At 57.4% G+C, this 19,526-nt stretch carries 9 protein-coding genes; 5 read left to right on the forward strand and 4 right to left on the reverse strand.

Going from position 1 to position 19,526, the window contains the following annotated elements; translation table 11 throughout:
- Positions 1–113: 113 nt before the first annotated feature.
- Complete coding sequence (locus tag RDK48_RS14410) at positions 114–1,235, reverse strand: branched-chain amino acid ABC transporter substrate-binding protein (protein WP_298994493.1); 1,122 nt, start codon at positions 1,233–1,235, stop codon at positions 114–116.
- Positions 1,236–1,879: 644 nt separating this feature from the next.
- Here RDK48_RS14410 and RDK48_RS14415 point away from each other — a divergent pair.
- From RDK48_RS14415 to RDK48_RS14435, 5 genes are all read left to right on the forward strand, one after another.
- Positions 1,880–4,048, forward strand: a complete 2,169-nt coding sequence (locus RDK48_RS14415; protein ID WP_298994497.1) for an amylo-alpha-1,6-glucosidase — start codon at positions 1,880–1,882, stop codon at positions 4,046–4,048.
- Between the two features lie 10 nt (positions 4,049–4,058).
- Positions 4,059–5,408, forward strand: a complete 1,350-nt coding sequence (locus RDK48_RS14420) for a glycosyltransferase family 4 protein (protein WP_298994501.1) — start codon at positions 4,059–4,061, stop codon at positions 5,406–5,408.
- Positions 5,408–6,664 (forward strand): glycoside hydrolase family 57 protein, encoded by a 1,257-nt coding sequence (locus RDK48_RS14425; protein WP_298994504.1) that lies wholly within the window; start codon positions 5,408–5,410, stop codon positions 6,662–6,664. The genes RDK48_RS14420 and RDK48_RS14425 overlap by 1 nt, the downstream gene beginning before the upstream one ends.
- Before the next feature lie 29 nt (positions 6,665–6,693).
- The gene (gene glgP, locus RDK48_RS14430) at positions 6,694–10,950 is read left to right on the forward strand and encodes an alpha-glucan family phosphorylase (protein WP_298994508.1); all 4,257 of its coding nucleotides are present in this window, start codon (positions 6,694–6,696) and stop codon (positions 10,948–10,950) included.
- Positions 10,951–11,157: 207 nt separating this feature from the next.
- A complete protein-coding gene (locus RDK48_RS14435) occupies positions 11,158–12,345 on the forward strand; it encodes a serine hydrolase (protein ID WP_298994511.1) in 1,188 nt (395 codons plus the stop codon).
- Between the two features lie 96 nt (positions 12,346–12,441).
- Here the strand turns inward: RDK48_RS14435 and RDK48_RS14440 are convergent, their stop codons facing one another.
- From RDK48_RS14440 to RDK48_RS14450, 3 genes are all read right to left on the reverse strand, one after another.
- Entirely contained in the window at positions 12,442–14,685 is a 2,244-nt protein-coding gene (locus RDK48_RS14440; protein WP_298994514.1) for a GGDEF domain-containing protein, read from the reverse strand.
- 533 nt (positions 14,686–15,218) lie between these two features.
- The gene (locus RDK48_RS14445) at positions 15,219–15,890 is read right to left on the reverse strand and encodes an adenylate kinase (protein ID WP_298994517.1); all 672 of its coding nucleotides are present in this window, start codon (positions 15,888–15,890) and stop codon (positions 15,219–15,221) included.
- Positions 15,891–16,022: 132 nt separating this feature from the next.
- Positions 16,023–19,481: an AsmA-like C-terminal region-containing protein gene (locus tag RDK48_RS14450; protein WP_298994522.1), complete on the reverse strand. Its 3,459-nt coding sequence runs from the start codon at positions 19,479–19,481 to the stop codon at positions 16,023–16,025.
- Positions 19,482–19,526 lie beyond the last annotated feature (45 nt).

The following is a 19,526-nucleotide window of genomic DNA, read 5'->3' on the forward strand; positions in this document are numbered from 1 at the left end:
CCGGTCGCCCGCCGTAATGAACGCGTCCTCAAGGGGATTGCGCTTTTCGCCGGAGCGTTTATGCCCCGGGCGTGTATCTGTGCAACATGGGCGCGGCTTTTGACCGCGCCGCACTACTTGGGCTGCAAAACGAAGTTGCCCGTGGCGTCAACCTTGTAGGTGCGGTAGAACTCGCCCACGCGGTCGCCCTTGGCATCAAAACCAAGATTGCCGGAAAGTCCGGGCATACCCTTGAGTTCCTTGAGCCATGCGGCCATTTCCTTGGGAGTGTCCTTGCCGGCTTCAAGCGCGCCATCAATAACCTTGAAAGCATCGCCAGCCAGCACGGCCCACACGGAAACAGGCACGGTGTTGTACTTGGCCTTGAAGGCCTTGAGAAAGTCCTTGGCTTCAGGCGTGTCCATATCCTGCGGCAGCGGCGGGCTGATGAAGAAATAGCCCGTGGCGGCTTCGTTACCAGCGATCTTGACCAGATCCTGATGGTTGGCGGCATCGCCGCCCATCATGGGAACGTTCCAGCCCATTTCTCTTTTCTGCCGCAACAGCATGCCGGTTTCCGGGTAGTAACCGGTAAAGAACACGAGGTCGGGATTGGCAGCCTTAAGCTTGGTCAGAATGGCGGTGTAGTCGCGCTCTCCGGGGGTAAGAGCATCGTAAAACACTACTTTCATACCGTCTTTTTCAAGCACTGCCTTGGTTTCTTCCGCCAGGCCCTTGGCATACGAAGAATTGTCGTGCAGCAGGGCCACGGCCTTGTAGCCGCCCTTCTTGATGGCTTCGGCGGCGGATTTGCCCTGCGCGTCGTCACGCGGGCAGGTGCGGAAAAAGAGCTTCAAGCCCTTTTCCGTAAGGCGCACGCTGGTGGAGCCAGTGCCGATCTGCACCAGTTCAGCCTCGTCCAGAATGCTCTGGCTGGCCTCGGTCACGGCGGAGCCGTAGGTGCCGATAACTGCCACAACTCCGGCGGAAGCAAGTTTCTGCGCGGCCAGCGCGGCAGTGCGCGGGTCGCCCGCGTCGTCTTCGACAACCAGCTGAACCTTGCGGCCCTTGATGCCGCCCTTGGCATTCACATCGTCAACCAGCAGGGTAACGATGTTCTTCATATCCAGGCCTTCGGAAGCCCATTTGCCCGTAAGCGGGCACATAAGGCCAACCTTGATGTCACCAGCCAGCGCCGCAACAGGCACAAGCAGGGTAAGGGCCAGAGCCCCAAGCCAACGACCAAGTGCTTTCATGAACTACCCCCGTCAGGTATGCAAATATTGTGAGCAACGAACAAGCTTACCCTAAAAATGAAGAAAGAAAAAGCCCCCAGTATCGCCGGGCCGCGCATTGCCGCACACAGACGCAACCCGGCAAGGGCAATTGGGCTGCGTTATAACCATACGGCCTTGCGCGGCAGTTGTAATCAGGTATGAGTACTTGCGGCTGGTTTATACAGCAAAGCAGTGTGAGCCTACTCAGGCCGCCATGGTAACTTGGACGATTGTAACACGATGCTCACACGAATATTTCAGATTGGTCAAATTCTTCATGTATTATTAGCCCACTAACAAATATGTCGTATTTAGCACATCGTTAAGTCGATAAGTCTGAAAACAAAAGTGGCACGCGCTCGACAGCCAAAAAATAATGGGATAAGGTAAAGCTGTAAAAACAGAGAAGACCTTTATTTTCTTAAATGTTTTTCTGTTGCGGTTCTCGCTGTCAGAGGTTCGGCTGTTTCAGTTTCTCTCTGCGCCCTTTCCGCCGTACCTTCCCGCAAGCATTGCCGCAACTTGGGCCGCTCAGCATTGTCTGGCGGTCAGGCGGCGATTGCGCCCTTCCTCTTCCCGCAGCATTCGCCATCGCGCTTCATAATGGGCGCCAAGGAGGCCGTATGCGGTTCAGCTTTGACAAGGCAGCTTGCCAGAACACGCGCAGGGCGCTGCACCGGGAGTGGCTGCTCGCCAACGAAAGGGGCGACTGCTCCGGCAGCAGCATTTTGTGCTGCAACACGCGCAAATATCACGGCCTGCTTATCGTCAACACGCCGCATGGTCGGCATGTGCTGCTCTCCGCCCTTGAAGAATCGGTGTGCGGCGGCGACAGGGAATTCTTTTTTTCCACCCGCCAGCATCCCGGCACGCTCTATCCCAACGGGCACGAGTATCTTGAAGCCTTTCAGCTCGACCAGTGGCCGCAGAGCACCTATCGGGTGGGCGAAGTCAGTCTGAGCCGCGAGGTGCTGCTCGCGCGGGATAAAAGCCTGCTGTTGGTGCGCTATGAACTGCGCGGGCCGGAGGATATCCCCCCGCTTACTCTGCGCCTCAAGCCCTTGCTGGCCTACCGGAATATTCACGCGCTCACGCGGGCTAACCCGGCCCTGCGGGCTGATACCGTTGCCATGCCAGGCGGTTTTGCCGTTCGTCCCTATGAAAGTTTGCCGCCCCTGTATATTCAGGCCGCCGGGGATTCCGGCAAGGTTTGCTCGAGGGCTGTGAATGCCGAGGGCGCGGCGACCAGCGAAAAATGTGGGCCGCATGCCGCCGCCAGTTTTGTGGCCGAGCCGGACTGGTGCCTCAATGTGGAATATTTTGAAGAGCGTGAGCGTGGTTTTGACGACAGTGAAGACCTCTTCATGCCCGGCACGCTTGAAATAGCTTTGCCGCCGCTGCCGCAGGGTGGTTACGTGTATGTGGCGGCTGGCACGGAAGCCTGCGGAGAAAACCTGCGCGCCCTATGGGAGACGGAAAGCCGCGCCCGCACAGATGCCCACCTTGCAGGCGGCGGCCTTGCCGGGCAACTGGCGCAGGCTGGCGGCCAGTTTTGCATCACGACGCCTTCTGGCAGATCCACCGTGATTGCCGGGTATCCCTGGTTTGACGACTGGGGGCGCGACACGCTTATCAGCCTGCCGGGGCTGGCCTTTTACGCTGGACGCGAAGAATTTGGTCTGCGCGTTCTGGCCGAGGTGGGGCGGAATATCCGCAATGGTCTTGTGCCCAACATGTTTTCGGAGTCGGGCGAGCATGCCTACAATACAGTAGACGCATCCCTGTGGTATGCCTTTGCCCTGCAACAGGTGCTTGCCACTGTCCCCGATGGTCTGGCCTGGGCGCGGCAACATGCCTGGGATGCCCTGAAAGCCATCATCAAGGGCTACCGCAATGGGCCGGGCATGGGCATCTTTGTGGGTGCCGAGGGCCTGCTGCATGCGGGCGATGCCCACACCCAGCTCACCTGGATGGATGCCCAGGTGAACGGCTGCCCGGTCACTCCCCGGCACGGTTGCCCCGTGGAAATCAACGCTCTCTGGTATAACACGCTTGCCTTTGCCGACAGCCTTGCCGCCGCATTTCAGGAGCCGCTGCTCACAGGCGAGCGCCAGCGTGCCGCCATGCGCGATGCGTTTCTGCGCCGCTTCTGGACAACCGAGGAGGGCGGCTATCTGGGTGACGTGTGGCGCAACGGACAACTCGACCGAAGCGTGCGTCCCAATCAGATATTTGCCGTGTCCCTGCCGCATGCCGTGCTTGCGGACGATTTTCAGCCGCAGGTTGTGGAATGCGTGCGCAACAGGCTGCTCACGCCTTTTGGCCTGCGCACCCTTGCCCCTGACGCCGCCGCTTACAAAGGCAGGTACGAAGGCAATGGCGAGAGCCGCGATGCCGCCTACCATCAGGGCACGGTCTGGCCTTGGCTGCTGGGCCATTACGCAGATGCGCTGCTGCACACTGCCTGGGATATGGACGGGGCTGTTCAGGGTTTGCTTGATATGGTTACGCCCCTGTTTTGCCAGCATCTCTGCGAAGCCGGGCTTGGCAGCATTTCAGAAGTTTTTGACGGCTCCCCGCCTTACAATCCCGGCGGTTGCACCGCCCAGGCCTGGAGCGTGGCCGAGTGTCTGCGCATGCTCAAAAAACTGCAAAAGGCCGCGCCGGATGTTTACACCCAATGGGAGCAAAGGGTGGCGCATTGTCTGGCCCATCCCGCATCCGGCGACAAAGCCGGCGTATGCAGGGCAACCATGACTCTGGGCGTGTCCGCGCCCGGCAGTGAAGAATAAGGGTTTAGCCATGCGAGTGCTTATGTTTGGCTGGGAATTTCCGCCCCACATCAGTGGAGGCCTGGGAACGGCATGCTTTGGTATGACGCAGGCTCTGGCAAAAAAAGGGGCGGAGATCATTTTTGTTCTGCCGCGGGTAGAAGGCGGCAGCGGGCAGAACAGTTTTTTGCGTCTGCGGGGGGCTTCGGGCACTCCGGTTGCGCCCCAGCTTGCGGAAAGCATGACGCAGGCCGGGCATGAACTCTGGGCCAGCAGCATCCGCTGCCTGCCAGTGGAAAGCCCACTTGTTCCGTACCTCACGCCGCAAGGCTATGCCGAAGCGCTGGAAAATCTGCGGCATGAGCCAGCCAATGCGGCGAGTACGCGCGCTTTTGCGCCGCATGCGGGCCATGCTGCCTGCAAAGGCGAAATCACATTTGAGCTGCACGGCGGTTACGGGCCTGACCTCATGGCCGAGGTGCAGCGTTACAGCCGTCTTGCCGGGGCCATTGCCGTGCATGAACAGTTTGACGTCATCCACGTGCACGACTGGATGACCTATCCTGCGGGCATGATGGCCAGGGCGCTGACAGGCAAACCGCTGGTGGCGCATATCCACGCTACGGAATACGACCGCAGCGGCCTGAACATCAACGAACAGGTGGCGGGCATAGAACGCGCCGGGCTGAACGCAGCCGATGTGGTCGTAGCCGTAAGCCGCCTGACCCGCAAGACCGTCATTGAACGCTACGGCGTAGCGCCCGAAAAGGTGGTGGTAGTGCACAATGCCGTTGCGCGGCATGAGGCCGGGCGCTGCTATCTTGTGCCTCAACGGATACGGCATGAAAAGCGCGTATTGTTCCTCGGCCGTGTGACATTCCAGAAAGGGCCGGAATACTTCATGGAAGCGGCCCGCCTTGTGCTGCAAAAAATCCCCAATGTCCGCTTTTTCATGGCTGGCAGCGGAGACATGCTGCCAGCGTTGATCCGCAGGGCAGGGCAGTTGCGCATGGGGCGGCGCTTCCATTTTGCCGGATTTTTGCGCGGCGAGGATGTGGACCGTATGTTCGCCCTCAGCGATCTTTACGTCATGCCTTCAGTTTCCGAGCCTTTCGGCATAACGCCGCTGGAGGCCATGCTTTACGATGTGCCCGTGCTGCTCTCGCGCCAATCGGGTGTTTCAGAAGTGCTGGAACACGCCCTCAAGGCCGACTTCTGGGATACACGCGACATGGCCGACAAAATCTGCGCCGTGCTGCGTTATCCCTGCCTTGCCGCAGAGTTGGTGAAAAACTGTCGCGAAGAAATGAAATCCATCCGATGGGAAAATGCCGCTGACCAATTGCTGACCATTTACCGGGATGTCCTTGGAGGTCACTGATGCCTGCGCTATGTCTGTGTTTCAATATACATGAGCCGTACCAGTTCCGCCGCTACACGGTTTTCGATATGGGGCAGAGCTCCGTTTACGAGGACGATGACCGCAACTGCGAAACCATGTTGCGCGCGGCGCGCCTGTGCTATTTGCCAGCCGCAGAAATGCTGCTCAGGCTTGTGCGCCGCCATGAAGGCGCATTTGCGGTGTCGTTGTGCGTTTCGGGCATCGCCCTGGATCTTTTTGAGCAGTACGCCCCTGAAGTGACAGAAAGCCTGTGCGCCCTCGCGGCTACGGGCTGCGTGGAATTTGTCGCCGAAACTTCAGCGCATTCGCTGGCCTTTTTGTATTCACGCGAGGAATTTGACAGGCAGGTCAAGGCGCAGAGCGCGCGCATCAAAAAACTGTTTGGCAAAAAACCCACCACCTTCATGCATACGGAATGCGTGTTCAACAATGACCTTGCCGCCGCCTTGCAACAGCATGGTTTTAAAACCGCACTGGCCGAGGGTGCGGATCAGGTGCTTGGCTGGCGCAGCCCCAATTGGGTGTACCGCCCGGTTTCCGCTCCCAAGATGAATCTTTTGCTGCGCAACACGGCCCTTTCTGACGACATGGGGCTGCGCTTTGGCGACAGGGCCTGGAGCGATTGGCCCCTCACTGCCGACAAGTTCGCCTCGTGGTGCCACAGCTTGGGCGACAAAGCGGATGTGATCAATATTTACAATGATTTTCATATATTCGGCCTGCGTCATGGGCAGGATTCGGGCATCTTCGATTTTATGTCGGCCCTGCCCGAGGCCCTGCTGCGCGACAACCGCTTCAGGTTTGCCACGCCTGGCTCCATTGCCGGAAAGCGCGCCCCCGCCGGAGAGGTGGACGTGCCCCAGTTCGTATCATGGGAAGAAAGCGGCCACGATCTGACCTCGTGGCTTGGCAACGACATGCAGAAAGACGCCATCCACACGCTTTACAGCCTGGCCGCCAGGGTGAGCGCCAGCGGCGACAAGATGCTGTTGCACGACTACGAGCGCCTGCAAACCGCCGACCATTTCCGGCATATGTCCACCAAGTGGTTTTCCGGCCCACGGCAGGACAGGCCCAGCCCCTTTGACAGTCCCTATGACGCCTACATCACCTATATGAACGTGCTGGCAGATTTTGAGCTGCGCCTTGAAGCCGCAGAACTGGCAGGTAAAGAGCACAAGCCCCGCAGAGCACGCAAAAGCAATGTCCGTTCCGGCACGGATGCGTCTGTTTAAGCCAATCGGCCTTTCCATAAGGAGAAATCATGAATTTAGATAACAGCACCGTCACGTTGTTTGAGGTCAGTTGGGAAGTCTGCAACAAGGTGGGGGGCATTTACTCTGTGGTCAGCAGCAAGGCACTGCAGGCTGTGGAGCAGTTTGGCGAGGACTATTTTCTCCTTGGCCCGTCCCTGGCGGAAAATGTGGGTTTTGAAGAAACGGACGAGAATATCTGGGATTCGCTCCGTCTGGCATTTGCCACAAAGGATCTCAAATGCCGCATGGGGCGCTGGAATATTCCCGGTCGCCCCAAGGCCATTCTGGTGGATTTTGCCAAACGTTATTCCAGCAACCAGCTTTTGTACGATCTGTGGAAAAATTACGGTGTGGATTCGCTTTCCGGCGGGTGGGACTATATTGAACCCGTCATGTTCGCCACGGCTTGCAGTGCGGTTATCGCGGCCATTCATGAAAGCCGGGTGGAACCCCTTGAAGGACGCAGCGTTGCCCTGTTCCACGAATGGATGTGCGGCGCGGGCCTGCTTTCACTCAAAAAAATGTCACCCGGCATAGGCACGGTATTCACCACCCATGCCACCATGCTCGGGCGGGCCATGGCCGGAACCGGGCGGGATATCTATTCCAACCTGCGCAGCATCAACCCCGCCAACGAGGCCGCAGCCCTGAACATCACGGCCAAGTGGTCGCTTGAGGGGGCCAGCGCGCGCGAGGCGGACGTGTTCACCACCGTCAGCCCCATCACCGGGGAGGAATCCACGGTGCTGCTGGGGCGGCAGCCTGATGTCATCACCACCAACGGTCTGGATATGCGGGTTATCCCCGATTATTCCATAGACCGCTCCCGCCCTGCGGAACACCGGGCGCGCATAGTGGAGGCATCCAACCGCTTTCTGCGTTGCGAACTGCCCGCCAACACACGTATTTTCGCCATTTCCGGCCGCTATGAAATGCACAACAAGGGCGTGGACATCTTTCTTGATGCCCTGGCAAAACTTGAGCAGAGCCTCGCGGGCACGGACGCTTCCATTCTGGCCCTGTGCCTTGTAATGGGCGGGCATACGGGCGTTAATGCCGCTGCGGTTTCTGGCGACCCCGAGGCCAACGATAACGGCCTGCCCTTTATCTGCACGCATTTCGCCTGGAACGCGCCGCAAGATCCGATTCTCAATGCCTGCCATCGGTTGGGTCTGAACAACAGCCCGGAAAACAGGGTCAAGGTCATCTTTGTGCCAGCCATGCTCAATGGGGAAGACGGCTTTTTGAATATGCCCTACGATGATGTCATGTCGGCCTGCGATGTGGGTTGCTTCCCCTCCTGGTACGAGCCGTGGGGGTATACGCCGCAGGAAAGCGCGGCCTGGGCCGTGCCCACCATTACCACGGACCTTTCAGGTTTTGGCATGTGGGCGCGCACACAGTTGCAGGAGGGGGCCGCTGCGGGCAAAGGCGTGTGCGTCATGCCCCGCCGGGGCATGAACTTTGAGCAAAGCGCCACAGTGCTGCACGAGCATCTGATCCGCGCCGCCACCTGCGCAGTGGATGATTTGCCTCAATGGCGCGCGGAGGCACGCGCGCTGGCGGAAAAATCATCGTGGCAGTTCTTTTTTGAAAACTACGTCAGGGCTTTTGAGATAGCCTTCAAAAAGGCCTCCACCCGGATTAACTGTGATTGCGGGCATGCGGCTCTGGCGAGGGTGCTTTCCACATCGTGTTCCGCCACGCCATTTTTGCGGCCCATAATGGCTGTTGCCGAGGTGCCGGAAGAGCTCTCCCGCCTGCGCGACATTGCCCACAATGTGTGGTGGTGCTGGCACGACAAGGCCAAGGCACTGTTCATGGCCCTGAGCCCCTCCCATTGGGAAAGCTGGCGTAATCCGCTCAAGATGCTTGAGCAGGCCGACCCGGAGCGCTTCCGGGATCTGCTGGAAAATGAAGACTACATGAATCTTTACCGTGAGGTCGTCGCCAAGTTTGACGCCTACATGGCCGAACCCATCCGCTCGCTCAGCACGGATGTTACGCCAGAAGCCCCCATTGCCTATTTTTCCACAGAATACGGCCTGAGCGAATCCATCCCCATTTATTCCGGCGGCCTGGGCGTCCTCTCTGGCGATCATCTCAAGTCTGCCTCGGATATGGCTATCCCCCTGGTAGGCGTTGGGCTTTTATACAAAAATGGTTACTTCCGGCAGGATATAGACGCCGATGGACGGCAGGTGGCCCAGTATCCCGTCAACAACTTCGGCCTCATGCCCATTTCGATGGTCTACGATGCAGAGAATCAGCCGGTCTATGTGCAGCTTGAACTGCCGGGCCGTCTGCTGTTTGCAAGGGTGTGGAAGATGGCCGTGGGGCGCATAACCCTGTACCTCATGGATACTGACACCCGCCGCAACACGGACGAAGACCGCCGCATTACCGACAAGCTCTACGAGGCCAACCGCGAGGTACGCTTGTTGCAGGAAATGCTGCTGGGCATGGGCGGCATGCGGCTGTTGCGCACGATGCGCATAATGCCCAGCGTTTTCCATATGAATGAAGGGCATTCGGCCTTTATGGCCATGGAACGCCTCCAGGAATGCCTGAGCACGGGCATGAACTATGCCGAGGCAACTGTGCGGGTGCGCTCCAACACGGTGTTTACCACGCACACGCCCGTGCCTGCTGGCAACGAATCTTTTTCTCTGGAACTGATGGAACGGTATTTCAGCGGAATTGCCGCCAATCTTGGTTTGTCCTGGCAGCAGTTTGTGCAGCTTGGGCAGATAGAGGGCGGCAACAGCAATTCCTTTGAAATGACGGTGCTGGCTTTGCGGCATTCGTGCTGGGCCAATGGTGTGAGCCGTCTGCACGGCGTTGTTTCGCGCCACATGTGGAACAACCTCTGGAAAAGCCTGCCCGTGGCGGAAACGCCCATCGGACACGTCACCAACGGTATTCATGTGCCGTCCTACGTGGGCAGCTGGATGCATGAACTGCTGCACCAGTATCTTGGTTCTGGCTGGATGCAGTCGCCTCCCGGTTCCGGCGTATGGGACAAGGTGGACCAGATTCCTGACGAGGCCTTCTGGGCGGCCCGCATGCACCAGAAGGAAGCCCTGCTTGACGATCTGCGCCGCCGGATCCCGGAATTTATCCAGAAGTTTCATCTGTCATCGGATGAACGCAAGCACATGGAATCCATGCTCAAACCCGATACCCTCATCATCGGTTTTGCCCGCAGATTCGCCCCCTACAAGCGCGCCACGCTGATTTTTGCAGACCCGGACAGGCTGGCCCGCATACTCAGCAATACCAATCGCCCTGTGGTGCTGGTGTTCTCCGGCAAGGCGCATCCAGCGGACGAGGCGGGCATCAACATGATTCAGGAAGTGCTGCGCATGTGCCGGGACGAGCGCTTTCTGGGCCGCATCTTCTTTGTGGAAAACTACAGTCTGGCTGTATCGCGCATTATGGCGCAGGGCTGCGATGTCTGGCTGAATACGCCGCGCAGGCCGCACGAGGCCTCGGGCACCAGCGGTATGAAACTGCCCGTCAACGGCGGCATCAACCTGAGTATTTCTGACGGCTGGTGGTGCGAGGGCTACAACCGCCAGAACGGTTGGACCATTGGCCCGGTGGTTTCCACAGAGCTGCCCAGCAGCGAGCAGAATGACTACGCCGATGCCGAGGCCCTGTATTCACTGCTGGAAAACGCAGTTGTCCCCCTGTATTTTGAGCGCAATGCAGAAGGCCTGCCCCTCGAATGGATTGCCACGGCCAAGCGTTCGCTCAAAAGCCTCACGGCCATGTACAGCAGCAACCGCATGCTCAATGATTATATACGTCAGTTTTATCTGCGGGCAGCGCGCAGGCGCAACATGCTGCGCGACAACAGCTGGGAGGCCTGCCGTGCGCTTGCCGCCTGGCAGAATGACTTGCCCGCGCGCTTTGGCACGGTCAAGGTGGATGAACTGACCATCAGCGGTGTGGAAAACAACACCATGGTCTGCGGCGAACCCGTGAGTGTGCAACTGCGCATGCACCTTGGCGAAATGAAGCCGCAGGAAATACTGGTGCAGCTTGTGATCGGGCAGGCGCTCATTAACGGCAGCTTCCGTGACAAGCCGGAAATCCTGCGTCTCGAGCCAAGAGCAGGAGAAAACGGGCAGGAACGCATGCGCTATACCGCAAGCTACATTCCAACGTTCAGCGGTCATTACCGATACGGTGTGCGCATCATGCCCGTGCATCCGGCACAGGCTTCGCCGCTGGAAACGGATAATATTCTCTGGGCCTAGGCGTTTTACCGCTCTTTGCGGCATGAAAGCATAGTTCTGCCGCGCTCCGTGTTTGATACGGGGCGCGGCAGTTTTTTTGCTGGGGGAGGGAGACGCCTGTATTGATGGCATTGCCAAGGCGTAAAGGGTGTCTTATGATTCAGCACTCTGCCCACAGCTAGGCGCGTGAATCCATGCGCGGCCAGCACCACAACCTTGGGGAAATATATGATCTACCGATGCGCTATTTCGTCCCAGTTTTCTCAAGCACACCGCGTGGCTTGTCTGTCTGCCATCCTCGGTATGGCGTGTCTCATGCTGGTTGCCTGCGCTGGCAAAAAAACTGGCGAAGCTGACGGCATCCGCAGCACGGTAGTGGCGCTGGCTGCAAAAAAAGCAGCATTGCCAGAGGTTCCAGGACTCTCTGTCGCCTTGCTGCGCAAGGGGGAGGACACCCCCGTGTGTGCCGCCTTTGGCTATGCCTCGCTGGAAAACCCAACCCCCCTGACAACAGCTTCGCGGTTCAAAATAGGTTCTGTCACCAAGGTTTTTACGGCGACGCTAATCCATCGCCTCATTGAAGAGGGCAAGCTGGACTACAACACACCCATAAGTCGATTTTTCCCCACCTATCCCAACGGCAAGAATATCACCGTGCGCAATCTGCTGGAGCATACGTCGGGCATGCCGGAAATGCTTGCCCTTGCGCAGGTACAGCAAAATTTTGTCCGTTACTGGTCAGCAGAGGAGCTCATTGCTATGGCGGCAAAGCAGCCGCCTCTGTTCCGGCCCGGTACGCGGCAGCAATATTGCAATACCGGTTTCCTCATGCTTGCTGTCATTGCCGAAAAAATTACGGACCGCCCCTACGGGGAGCAGGTGCTCGACATGTTTGTGGGTAAGCTGGGCATGAAGTCTCTACTGGTGGGAGTGGACGGAGCTGTGGTTCCCCGCCTGGCAAATGGTTACACTTCTAACGGGAGCGAAATGCAACTGCCCCTGGCAGCCAGTATTGCCATTGCCAAGGGCACAGGCAACCTTGAAGCCGCGCCGGATGATGTGGTGCGCCTTGTAAATCTTGATCGTGTGCTGAAAAACAATGTTCTTGAATCGTTGCCTCTCAGGCCTCTGGTTTTGCCAGATGGAAAGGAGGCCGTATCCATCTCAAAGAACAATCACTATGTCAGCAGTGAACTTGATGGTTGCACACTCTTTTTATTTAACGAACCCGGTATTGATCTGACAGGCAAGCTTGGATCATTCCCCGGCTTTGGCTCGGCGTATTTTTATGACCGCCAGACAGGCTATGCCGTTGCTGTGAGCGTGAATAACGAAAAGGCCATTCCGCATGCCATAGCGCTGGGAGCGGAGATATTGCAGGCCATGAGGCAGCGGAGTGCGGAAACGGCACGTTGATCTGCGCTAACCTGGGCTTCTGTCCTGCGAATGCTTGAAACAAGGATGCGGCTGTTCGAGAGAACAGCCGCATCCTTGAGTATCAGGCAACAAGCCTCATTGCTGAGGATCATCCTGCTGCGCATTGCCGGTCATTTCTTTATAGAACACGCATCTGTTTCTGCCCAGTTTTTTTGCCGCATAGGTGGCCTTGTCTGCCTTATTGAACAGTTCGGCATAGGTCGTGCCGTCCCGTGGGCTGCACGCCACACCAACGCTGGCGGTCAGGGTGAGGCATGAGTGCTGGTCGCAGCACTGGGTGTGCAGTTGTTCCACAAGTACGTGGGCACGCTCGCGTATGCCAAGCAGCGACATCTTTTCTGTACAGAAAACCAGAAACTCATCGCCGCCAATGCGTCCCACAATATCCACGCCACGGAAATTGCGGCGGATGATCTGGGCCATGTCAAAGAGGGCCTTGTCGCCCATGGCATGGCCGAAGTGGTCATTGACGCCTTTGAAGTTGTCAAAATCAACCATGAACATGGCGTAGAATTGCGGCAGGGGGGATTCGTGCGTTTCCAGAAATTGCGATACGGCTTTCTCCGTAGACATCTTGTTGCGCATGCCGGTGCCGCTGTCGCGTGTGGCCTGGGTGCGTAATTGCAGCTCCAGAGATTTTTGCTTGTCGATATCCGTAATAATGCCAATGGAATAGATGGGGGTACCATGGGTATTGGCTATGTTGGAGGCCTCAATGCGAAACCAGCGGTATTCCCCTTCGGCATCGCGCAACCGTGCCTCAAGGGTGCATTTATGCTGGTGCGGCGCAAGGCGCACCTCTTTTTGAAAAGCCACCAGGCGTTCCTGATCGTCAGGAAACAGGGGGATGGCCGGGTCGTTCTCCAGAATATTGAAAACAGCGCCAAAGGTGTGCAGCCATTGGGCCGAACAGGAAAAATAGCCGTTGACCAGATTTTGCTCAAATATGTTGATGTCGTGCTGTTCCAGAATAAACTGGTAACGCTCATCGGATATGCGCTTGGAAAGTGCCGCTTCTTTATTGCGGGTAATGTCAAAGACAATGCTTTGTATGTACGAGCGGCCATGCTCAATGTTGACCACAGATCCTTTGTGGTACAGCCAGATCAAGCCTCCGCTCTTGCTGCGGGTGCGGTATTCCACATCTATGGGCTGGCTGTTTTTCATCTGCTTGCGCATGGTGCGCAGCGTGGATTCACGATCTTGTTCATACACTGTGGCAGAAAAACTGTTGCCATATGTTTTTTTAAATTCCGCCTCTGTAAAGCCGAGCATTTTTACATAATTGGGGCTGACAAAAAGGAACGTGCCGTCAGGGCTGAAAAACTTGAGCACCCCGCCGGACATGCTGGTGATAATGGAGCGGTAATCCTCCTGCTGGCGGCGCAACTTGCGGGAGGAATTGCGCTCAAGCAACAGCAGGAATGTGAGGATTATGCCCGCCAGAATGACCAGCCGCCAGACAAGCTCATTGGTAATGAGCGACTGTTTTGAAACTGCCGCATTGCCTGCTTGCTGCGGAACAAAGGAAACCATGCGCCAGCCAAAACGTTCAACAGGCGTTGTGGCGATGAAAAGGCCCGTGGCTTTATCAAAAAAAGTCACGGACTGCTGTGCGCCATCTGCAAATGTTTGCCGCAGTATGTCCGTAACATTCGGGGGAAGCCCGCACTCGGTGAACGAGGCAAAGAGGTCATTCATTGCCTTGCCGGGGGGCGGAGACCAAAAGAGAGGCTGGCCTGAATCGTCAAAAACCACGTTGTAGGTGTTGTTGCTGAACGCCCACGTTTCCAGATTGGTTTCTATGCCTTCAGCCGGGAATTCGCTGATAAGTACCGCCTGTACATTGCCGAGGGCAACCAGCGGGTTAGCGATGAGCAGGAGCCGAGGGCTGGTGTTGCCGCCAGCGGTGGCAACATGGGTCAATCCCTGGCGTGCGCGTAAAAAGATCGGGTCGTTGCTGAAGTCGGCCTGCGTGCCTCCACCGTCGAAACCCTTGCCTTCTGCATCAACAATGCTGAAACGTCGCACTCCATGAGCGTAAAACAGGGGGGCAAGGCCGAGCACGTATTCCCTGCTGACGCGGTATTCCTGCTGCGCCAGATACTTGGTCATGCCGCTCATTTCCATCATGCTGCTGCGAACAGCCTGATAAAAATTGTTGCCCGCGCGGGCGTTCACTTCGGCGAGGCGCGTAAGCGTAGTGGAAGAGATGTTTGATGTAACATCGCTTGCGTAATCATGAATAAAAAAAATGGGGGCAAGAAATAGGAGAACAAGAACAGCAAATGATATGAGAGGCTTGGAGATATCTGACATGTCTCATTATCCGTGGTGTTTGAACCAGGGTAGGCCGTTGAGACGAAAGAACCCCCTGGGCAGTGCCCGGGAGTTTGTATCTGCACGGTGCTGCAAAAGAGCCGCTGAGTATCAGTTGCTGCCGCTCCAGCTGTGTCGGGGGAGTCTCTGTATCACTGCTAAAAGCCGGGAAAGGAAAAATTCTTCTGTCTGTACTTTTCCTGTTATGCGTTGGGAAGTGCCATCAGCATCAGTAGTCGTGATATTTTCTAGAGTTTACGTGCGGTTTCCAGATGTTGTCAACATATATAGTCTGGATAATGCTGTTTATTTATAACGAATTATAACATAATGGATTAACTGTTAAAAATATTGTTGAGGCCTCATTTGCAATGGTGTGATGTGATCTGCCCCGTGTGCGAAAATCACATGTCAGCTTGGTACAAACAGCAAAAGGCCCTGCAAAAGCAGGGCCTTTTCTATACATAACCTACAGCAGGATGTTTGCCCGGGCAGACCGCCGAGGCAGGCGCTCTTGGCTGTAGAATGGCTAACTAGGCAAGCTTGGAGAGCAGGGTTTCCTTGATGGAATCAATGCTGCCTTCGCCATTCAGTTCGATGTATTTGGTTTTGCCAGCGCCAGCGAGGTCTTTGTAGAAGTACGCGGCGGCCAGGGTGCCGTCGGTGGTGTTGTAGTAAATGTCGTGACGCTTGTTGATGGCACCTTCGTCCTGGTCATCGGAGCGGCTGGAAAGCGCGCCGCCACAGACGCGGCAGACATCGCCGGTAGGCTTGATGGCGTCAATAAAGATGTTGTTGGGGTGGTTGTTGTTATTCTTGCAGAGGCGGCGGCCCATGATGCGGTTTTTGGCCACTTCGCGGGGCAGAAGAATTTCAACCACGTAGTCAAGCTGCATGCCTTCTTTCTGAAGGGCGTCCCACAGCTTCTGGGCCTGCACGGTATTGCGGGGGAAGCCGTCAAGCAGCCAGCCCTGCTGACCCTTGGTCTTCAGGGTTTCCAGCACCATGGGAATGGTGATGTCATCGGGCACGAGGTCGCCGCGATCAATGTAAGCTTTGGCTTTTTTGCCCAGCTCGGTGCCGCCGCCGATGTGTTCACGGAAGATGGCCCCGGATTCGATGTGGGCGAGGTTGTACTTCTGCTTGATCAGGTCGCCCTGAGTGCCTTTGCCGCTGCCGTTGGGGCCAAAAATAAGGATATTCACGGGTACTCTCCTTGCCGGAACCGAGTTAGTTTGTGCAAAAAAGAACACAACTGGCACCCTATCCCCTAAAATAGGCCCTGTCAACGGGTGCTGGGAAGAATGCTCGACATGTTGCAGCCCCCGGGCCGCTGCCTACCGAAAGAGCTTCCAGGTGCCTTCCACCACGCTGCCAAGCACATCCACAAAACCCTGGGTGATGCCGCCAATGGTGTTGAGCAACAGTTTGCCAGCGCCAATGGATGTTTTGCTGTTATCCAGGCTGCCGTAAAGGCGCATGGGGAATTCTGGAAGATTCTTCATGTTTACAGTAAAGTTGCAGTCAAGGGTCTCGTTGTTGAGGTCTATCCATCCGCCGCCGGTAACAGTGAGATCCTGCCCCTTGAGATAAAAATCACCACTTTTTGCAATGCCGTTGGTGATCGCACCGGAGCTGCCCGCAGCATCAAAGCGGGTGGGTTTGCCCTTGAGCTGGCCGTCTTTGTCGCGCGACTGGTAAAAGCCATTATGAACGTTGAAGCGCCATTTGCCGTTCAGACGTGCGGGCAACTGGTTTGCCCCTGTCAGTTCCGCGTCAACCTCGGAGCTTATGCTCGCGCGTCCACCAAGGGCAGCGCTGCCGCCGCGATCCTTGCTTGCTGCGGCAAGGTCAAAGCCCTCGATGGAAAGGGCATTGGCAAATCCCAGCCCTTTGTTGAAGCGCATTTCACCATGTGCAGACACGGGCGAGCCATAAAATTTGCCGCCCTGGCTTTCATAGCGCAGGGTTCCGTTCTCTATCTTGGCTTTAAGGCGCAGGTCATCGGTGCGCAGTTTCCACAGGGTGAGCTGGCCAACGTGCGCTTCGCCCTCAGCGGAAAATGCGCGCATGAAGCGCAGATCCCACGGTTTGCTCTCGGCCTTTTTTTTGCTTTTGCCGCCATCTGCCTGCCCGGCGGCCTTGTCGCCCACGTAGCGGTCAAGATCAATCTGCGGAGCGGAGAGTTTGAACCGCAGGGCCAGCTCCTTGCGCCAGTCAAGGCTGATACTGCCTGAAATATCGTTTTGATCTACCTTGGCGCGGAACTCAGACAGCGCCAGGGATCCGCTATCGCCCTTGAAGGCGGTGTCCAGCTCGATCCGGCGCAGGGGTTGGGGCACATTGGGGTTGGCAGCGCCCAGCAGGCGCAGTGTTTTTGTGCTGTCCGGGATAAAGGCGGAGACCTTGCCCTGCCAGACCATGCCGTCCTTGCCCATGCCCAGTTGTCCTGATCCGGAAATGTCCGCCCCAAGGGCGTTCACGTGCATGTCTGTGGCCGAAAGCTGGTTGCGCGCCGCCTGACAGCTGAATTTGCCGCTGATCTGTGCTTGCAGGCCCTCTGGCTGGAAGGATTTTCCCGGGCTGAGGCTCAGGCTGATGGTGCCGGGCAGGTTTTGAAAATCCATGTTGCCGCCGCCCTGTCCATCGCCGCTGAACCAGAGCCTGCCGTTGAGGTCCACGCTGGCGTCAATACCTTCATCGGCAATGGTAGCGGTCCACTGGCCTTCAAGGCCCAGACGGCTTTGCTCCCAGGCCGCTGTGCGGGCTTTAAGACTCACATCAAGCGTTTTAAAGCCCACAGCGCCGGGGGAGGCCTTGCCGGGAATATTGTTCGGCGGGCGCAACTGGCCTTTTTCGGCCCGGGCGCTTACCGTGCCGCGCAACTTGCCCAGAAAAACATCCAGCTCCCGCCCCTGGCTCATGACGTCCACATCACCGCGCAGCTTGCCGCCGCTCACGGGCATGACCGGGAGGTCTTTTGCCAGATTTTCGCCGTTAACGTCACGCATGTGCAGGCGGATGGCGTAGGGGGTATCCGGGTGACCGCCCATGATGGTGTCGCCCTTGACACTGCCGCCGTATAGAGTGCCGTCAACAATCAGCAGCGTGTCTTCAAAGTGGGTGACCTGGTCGACCAGCCCCTGCTTGATGACGACCAGCGCGTCGTTGATGACAATGGGGCCGTAGTTCACCCGGGTTGCAGCCAGTCGGATGTTGTAATCAAGACCGATTTCGCCGGGCACAACCGGTTTGCCGGGCATGGGAGTGAGCGGCCCGTGCCCGTACCGCGGTTCGGCAGGCAATACACCCACCGATTCGGGAATGGCACGCCCCAGATTCACAGTTTCGGCTTTGAGATCCAGCAGCAGTTCAGGCCTGGCCCAGCTCGCAACGCCGCCGGAACCCAAAAAGCGGCTGCCTGCGGCAGTTACGTCAATATGCGGAACGCGCAGCCCCCTGCCGTCCACAGAAAAATCAAGGGTGCCCAGGGTTACTTCGTCCAGTGCCACTTGAAGACCGGGCGCCAGATTACGGGCAAAGCCCAGCCATTCCGTCAGGCTTGCGCGCTGCAACTGCAGGCGGCCTTCAATACTGAATGTGTCTGGCCCGCCCAAGCGCAGCATGCCGTTGACGTTCACATCGTCCTGCTCAAGCCGCAGGCGCAGGTTTTCAAGGCTGATGCCCTGATCTTCCTTGTTGCGTTGGGCCACGGTGCCGGTCACGTGGGCAGGCAGCAGCACTTCATCCTTGCGCAGTTCGCCTTCAAGGTCGCTGGTCAGGCTCCAGCCATTGGCATCAGCCTTGAGCCCCAGAGCAAAGTTGAGGCGGGCCAGCCAGTTGGGCAGCTGTATTGTACCCTTGACCGCCAGTTGCGGCGTTTTTGCCAGGGGGGCCGAGAGGTCTGTCTTGCCTTCCAGATTGAGGTGCTCAACCTTGGCTGGCGTTTGACCTTCTGGCTGAAGAATCGCTGTGGCGCAAAAAAAGTTGCCCTCAAGGCGTGTGCCCGAGGCGGTTTCCAGGTCGCATTGCAGTCCGTTGGCCGTCATTTGCGTTTTGTCCGCGCCGATGATGTCCACTTCGCCCTGTGAAACAGCCAGTCTGAACCGACCCGGCAAAATGTCCGGCAACAGAGCCGCGCTTCCAGTGCTGTCCCCGGCAAGCCGGGACAGCCACGACTGTATGGAATCCTGCGCAGGGGACTCTTGCGCGGCAACGCTTTGCGAGGGAACCGCCGTATCTGTTACGGCTGGGATCGTTGCATCCTGTGCCGGTGGAGTGTTGCCCTTTGCCGTTGGGGATGCGGCAGGCTGAGGGGCGGATTTTGGGGAGGTTTTTTGGGGTGTTCCGCTATTTACTGGTGCGGCCTGGGCTGCAACAGGCTGAGCGGTTTCGGCATTGTCAGGGAGCAGAAAGGGCAGGCTGAGCGCCACGGGCAGTTCGCCCTTGAGGCGGGGGCGCAGCAAGGTGATATTGCGGGGCAGCAGTTCGCCGCGCAGCAGCGCCAGAAAGTCGGGCCTGAGTGTGGCGTAGGCAACGGTAAAATTAAAGTTCTTGCCCTCCACGCTGGCATTGCTGACAGCCAGGGAGGGCAACGGCAAAAGGGCCACATTGACCGATTCAACAGTAATATTCAGGCCGGTGCTGGCGGCAATCTGTTCAATATAATGTTGGGCCAGCGCCTCGGGATTGCGTTGCAATAGCCAAAAGACCGCCGCCGACATAGCCGACAGGGTTAACAGAAGCGCCAGAAAAATGCGCGTTATAAGACGAAGTCGGCCAGGGTTGAGCAGCATGTGCATTCTCGCGTCTTGACGCCTTGGGGCGTCAAGGCTAGGTTT

It is taken from the genome of uncultured Desulfovibrio sp., from assembly GCF_902477725.1.
Taxonomy (GTDB): Bacteria; Desulfobacterota; Desulfovibrionia; order Desulfovibrionales; family Desulfovibrionaceae; genus Desulfovibrio.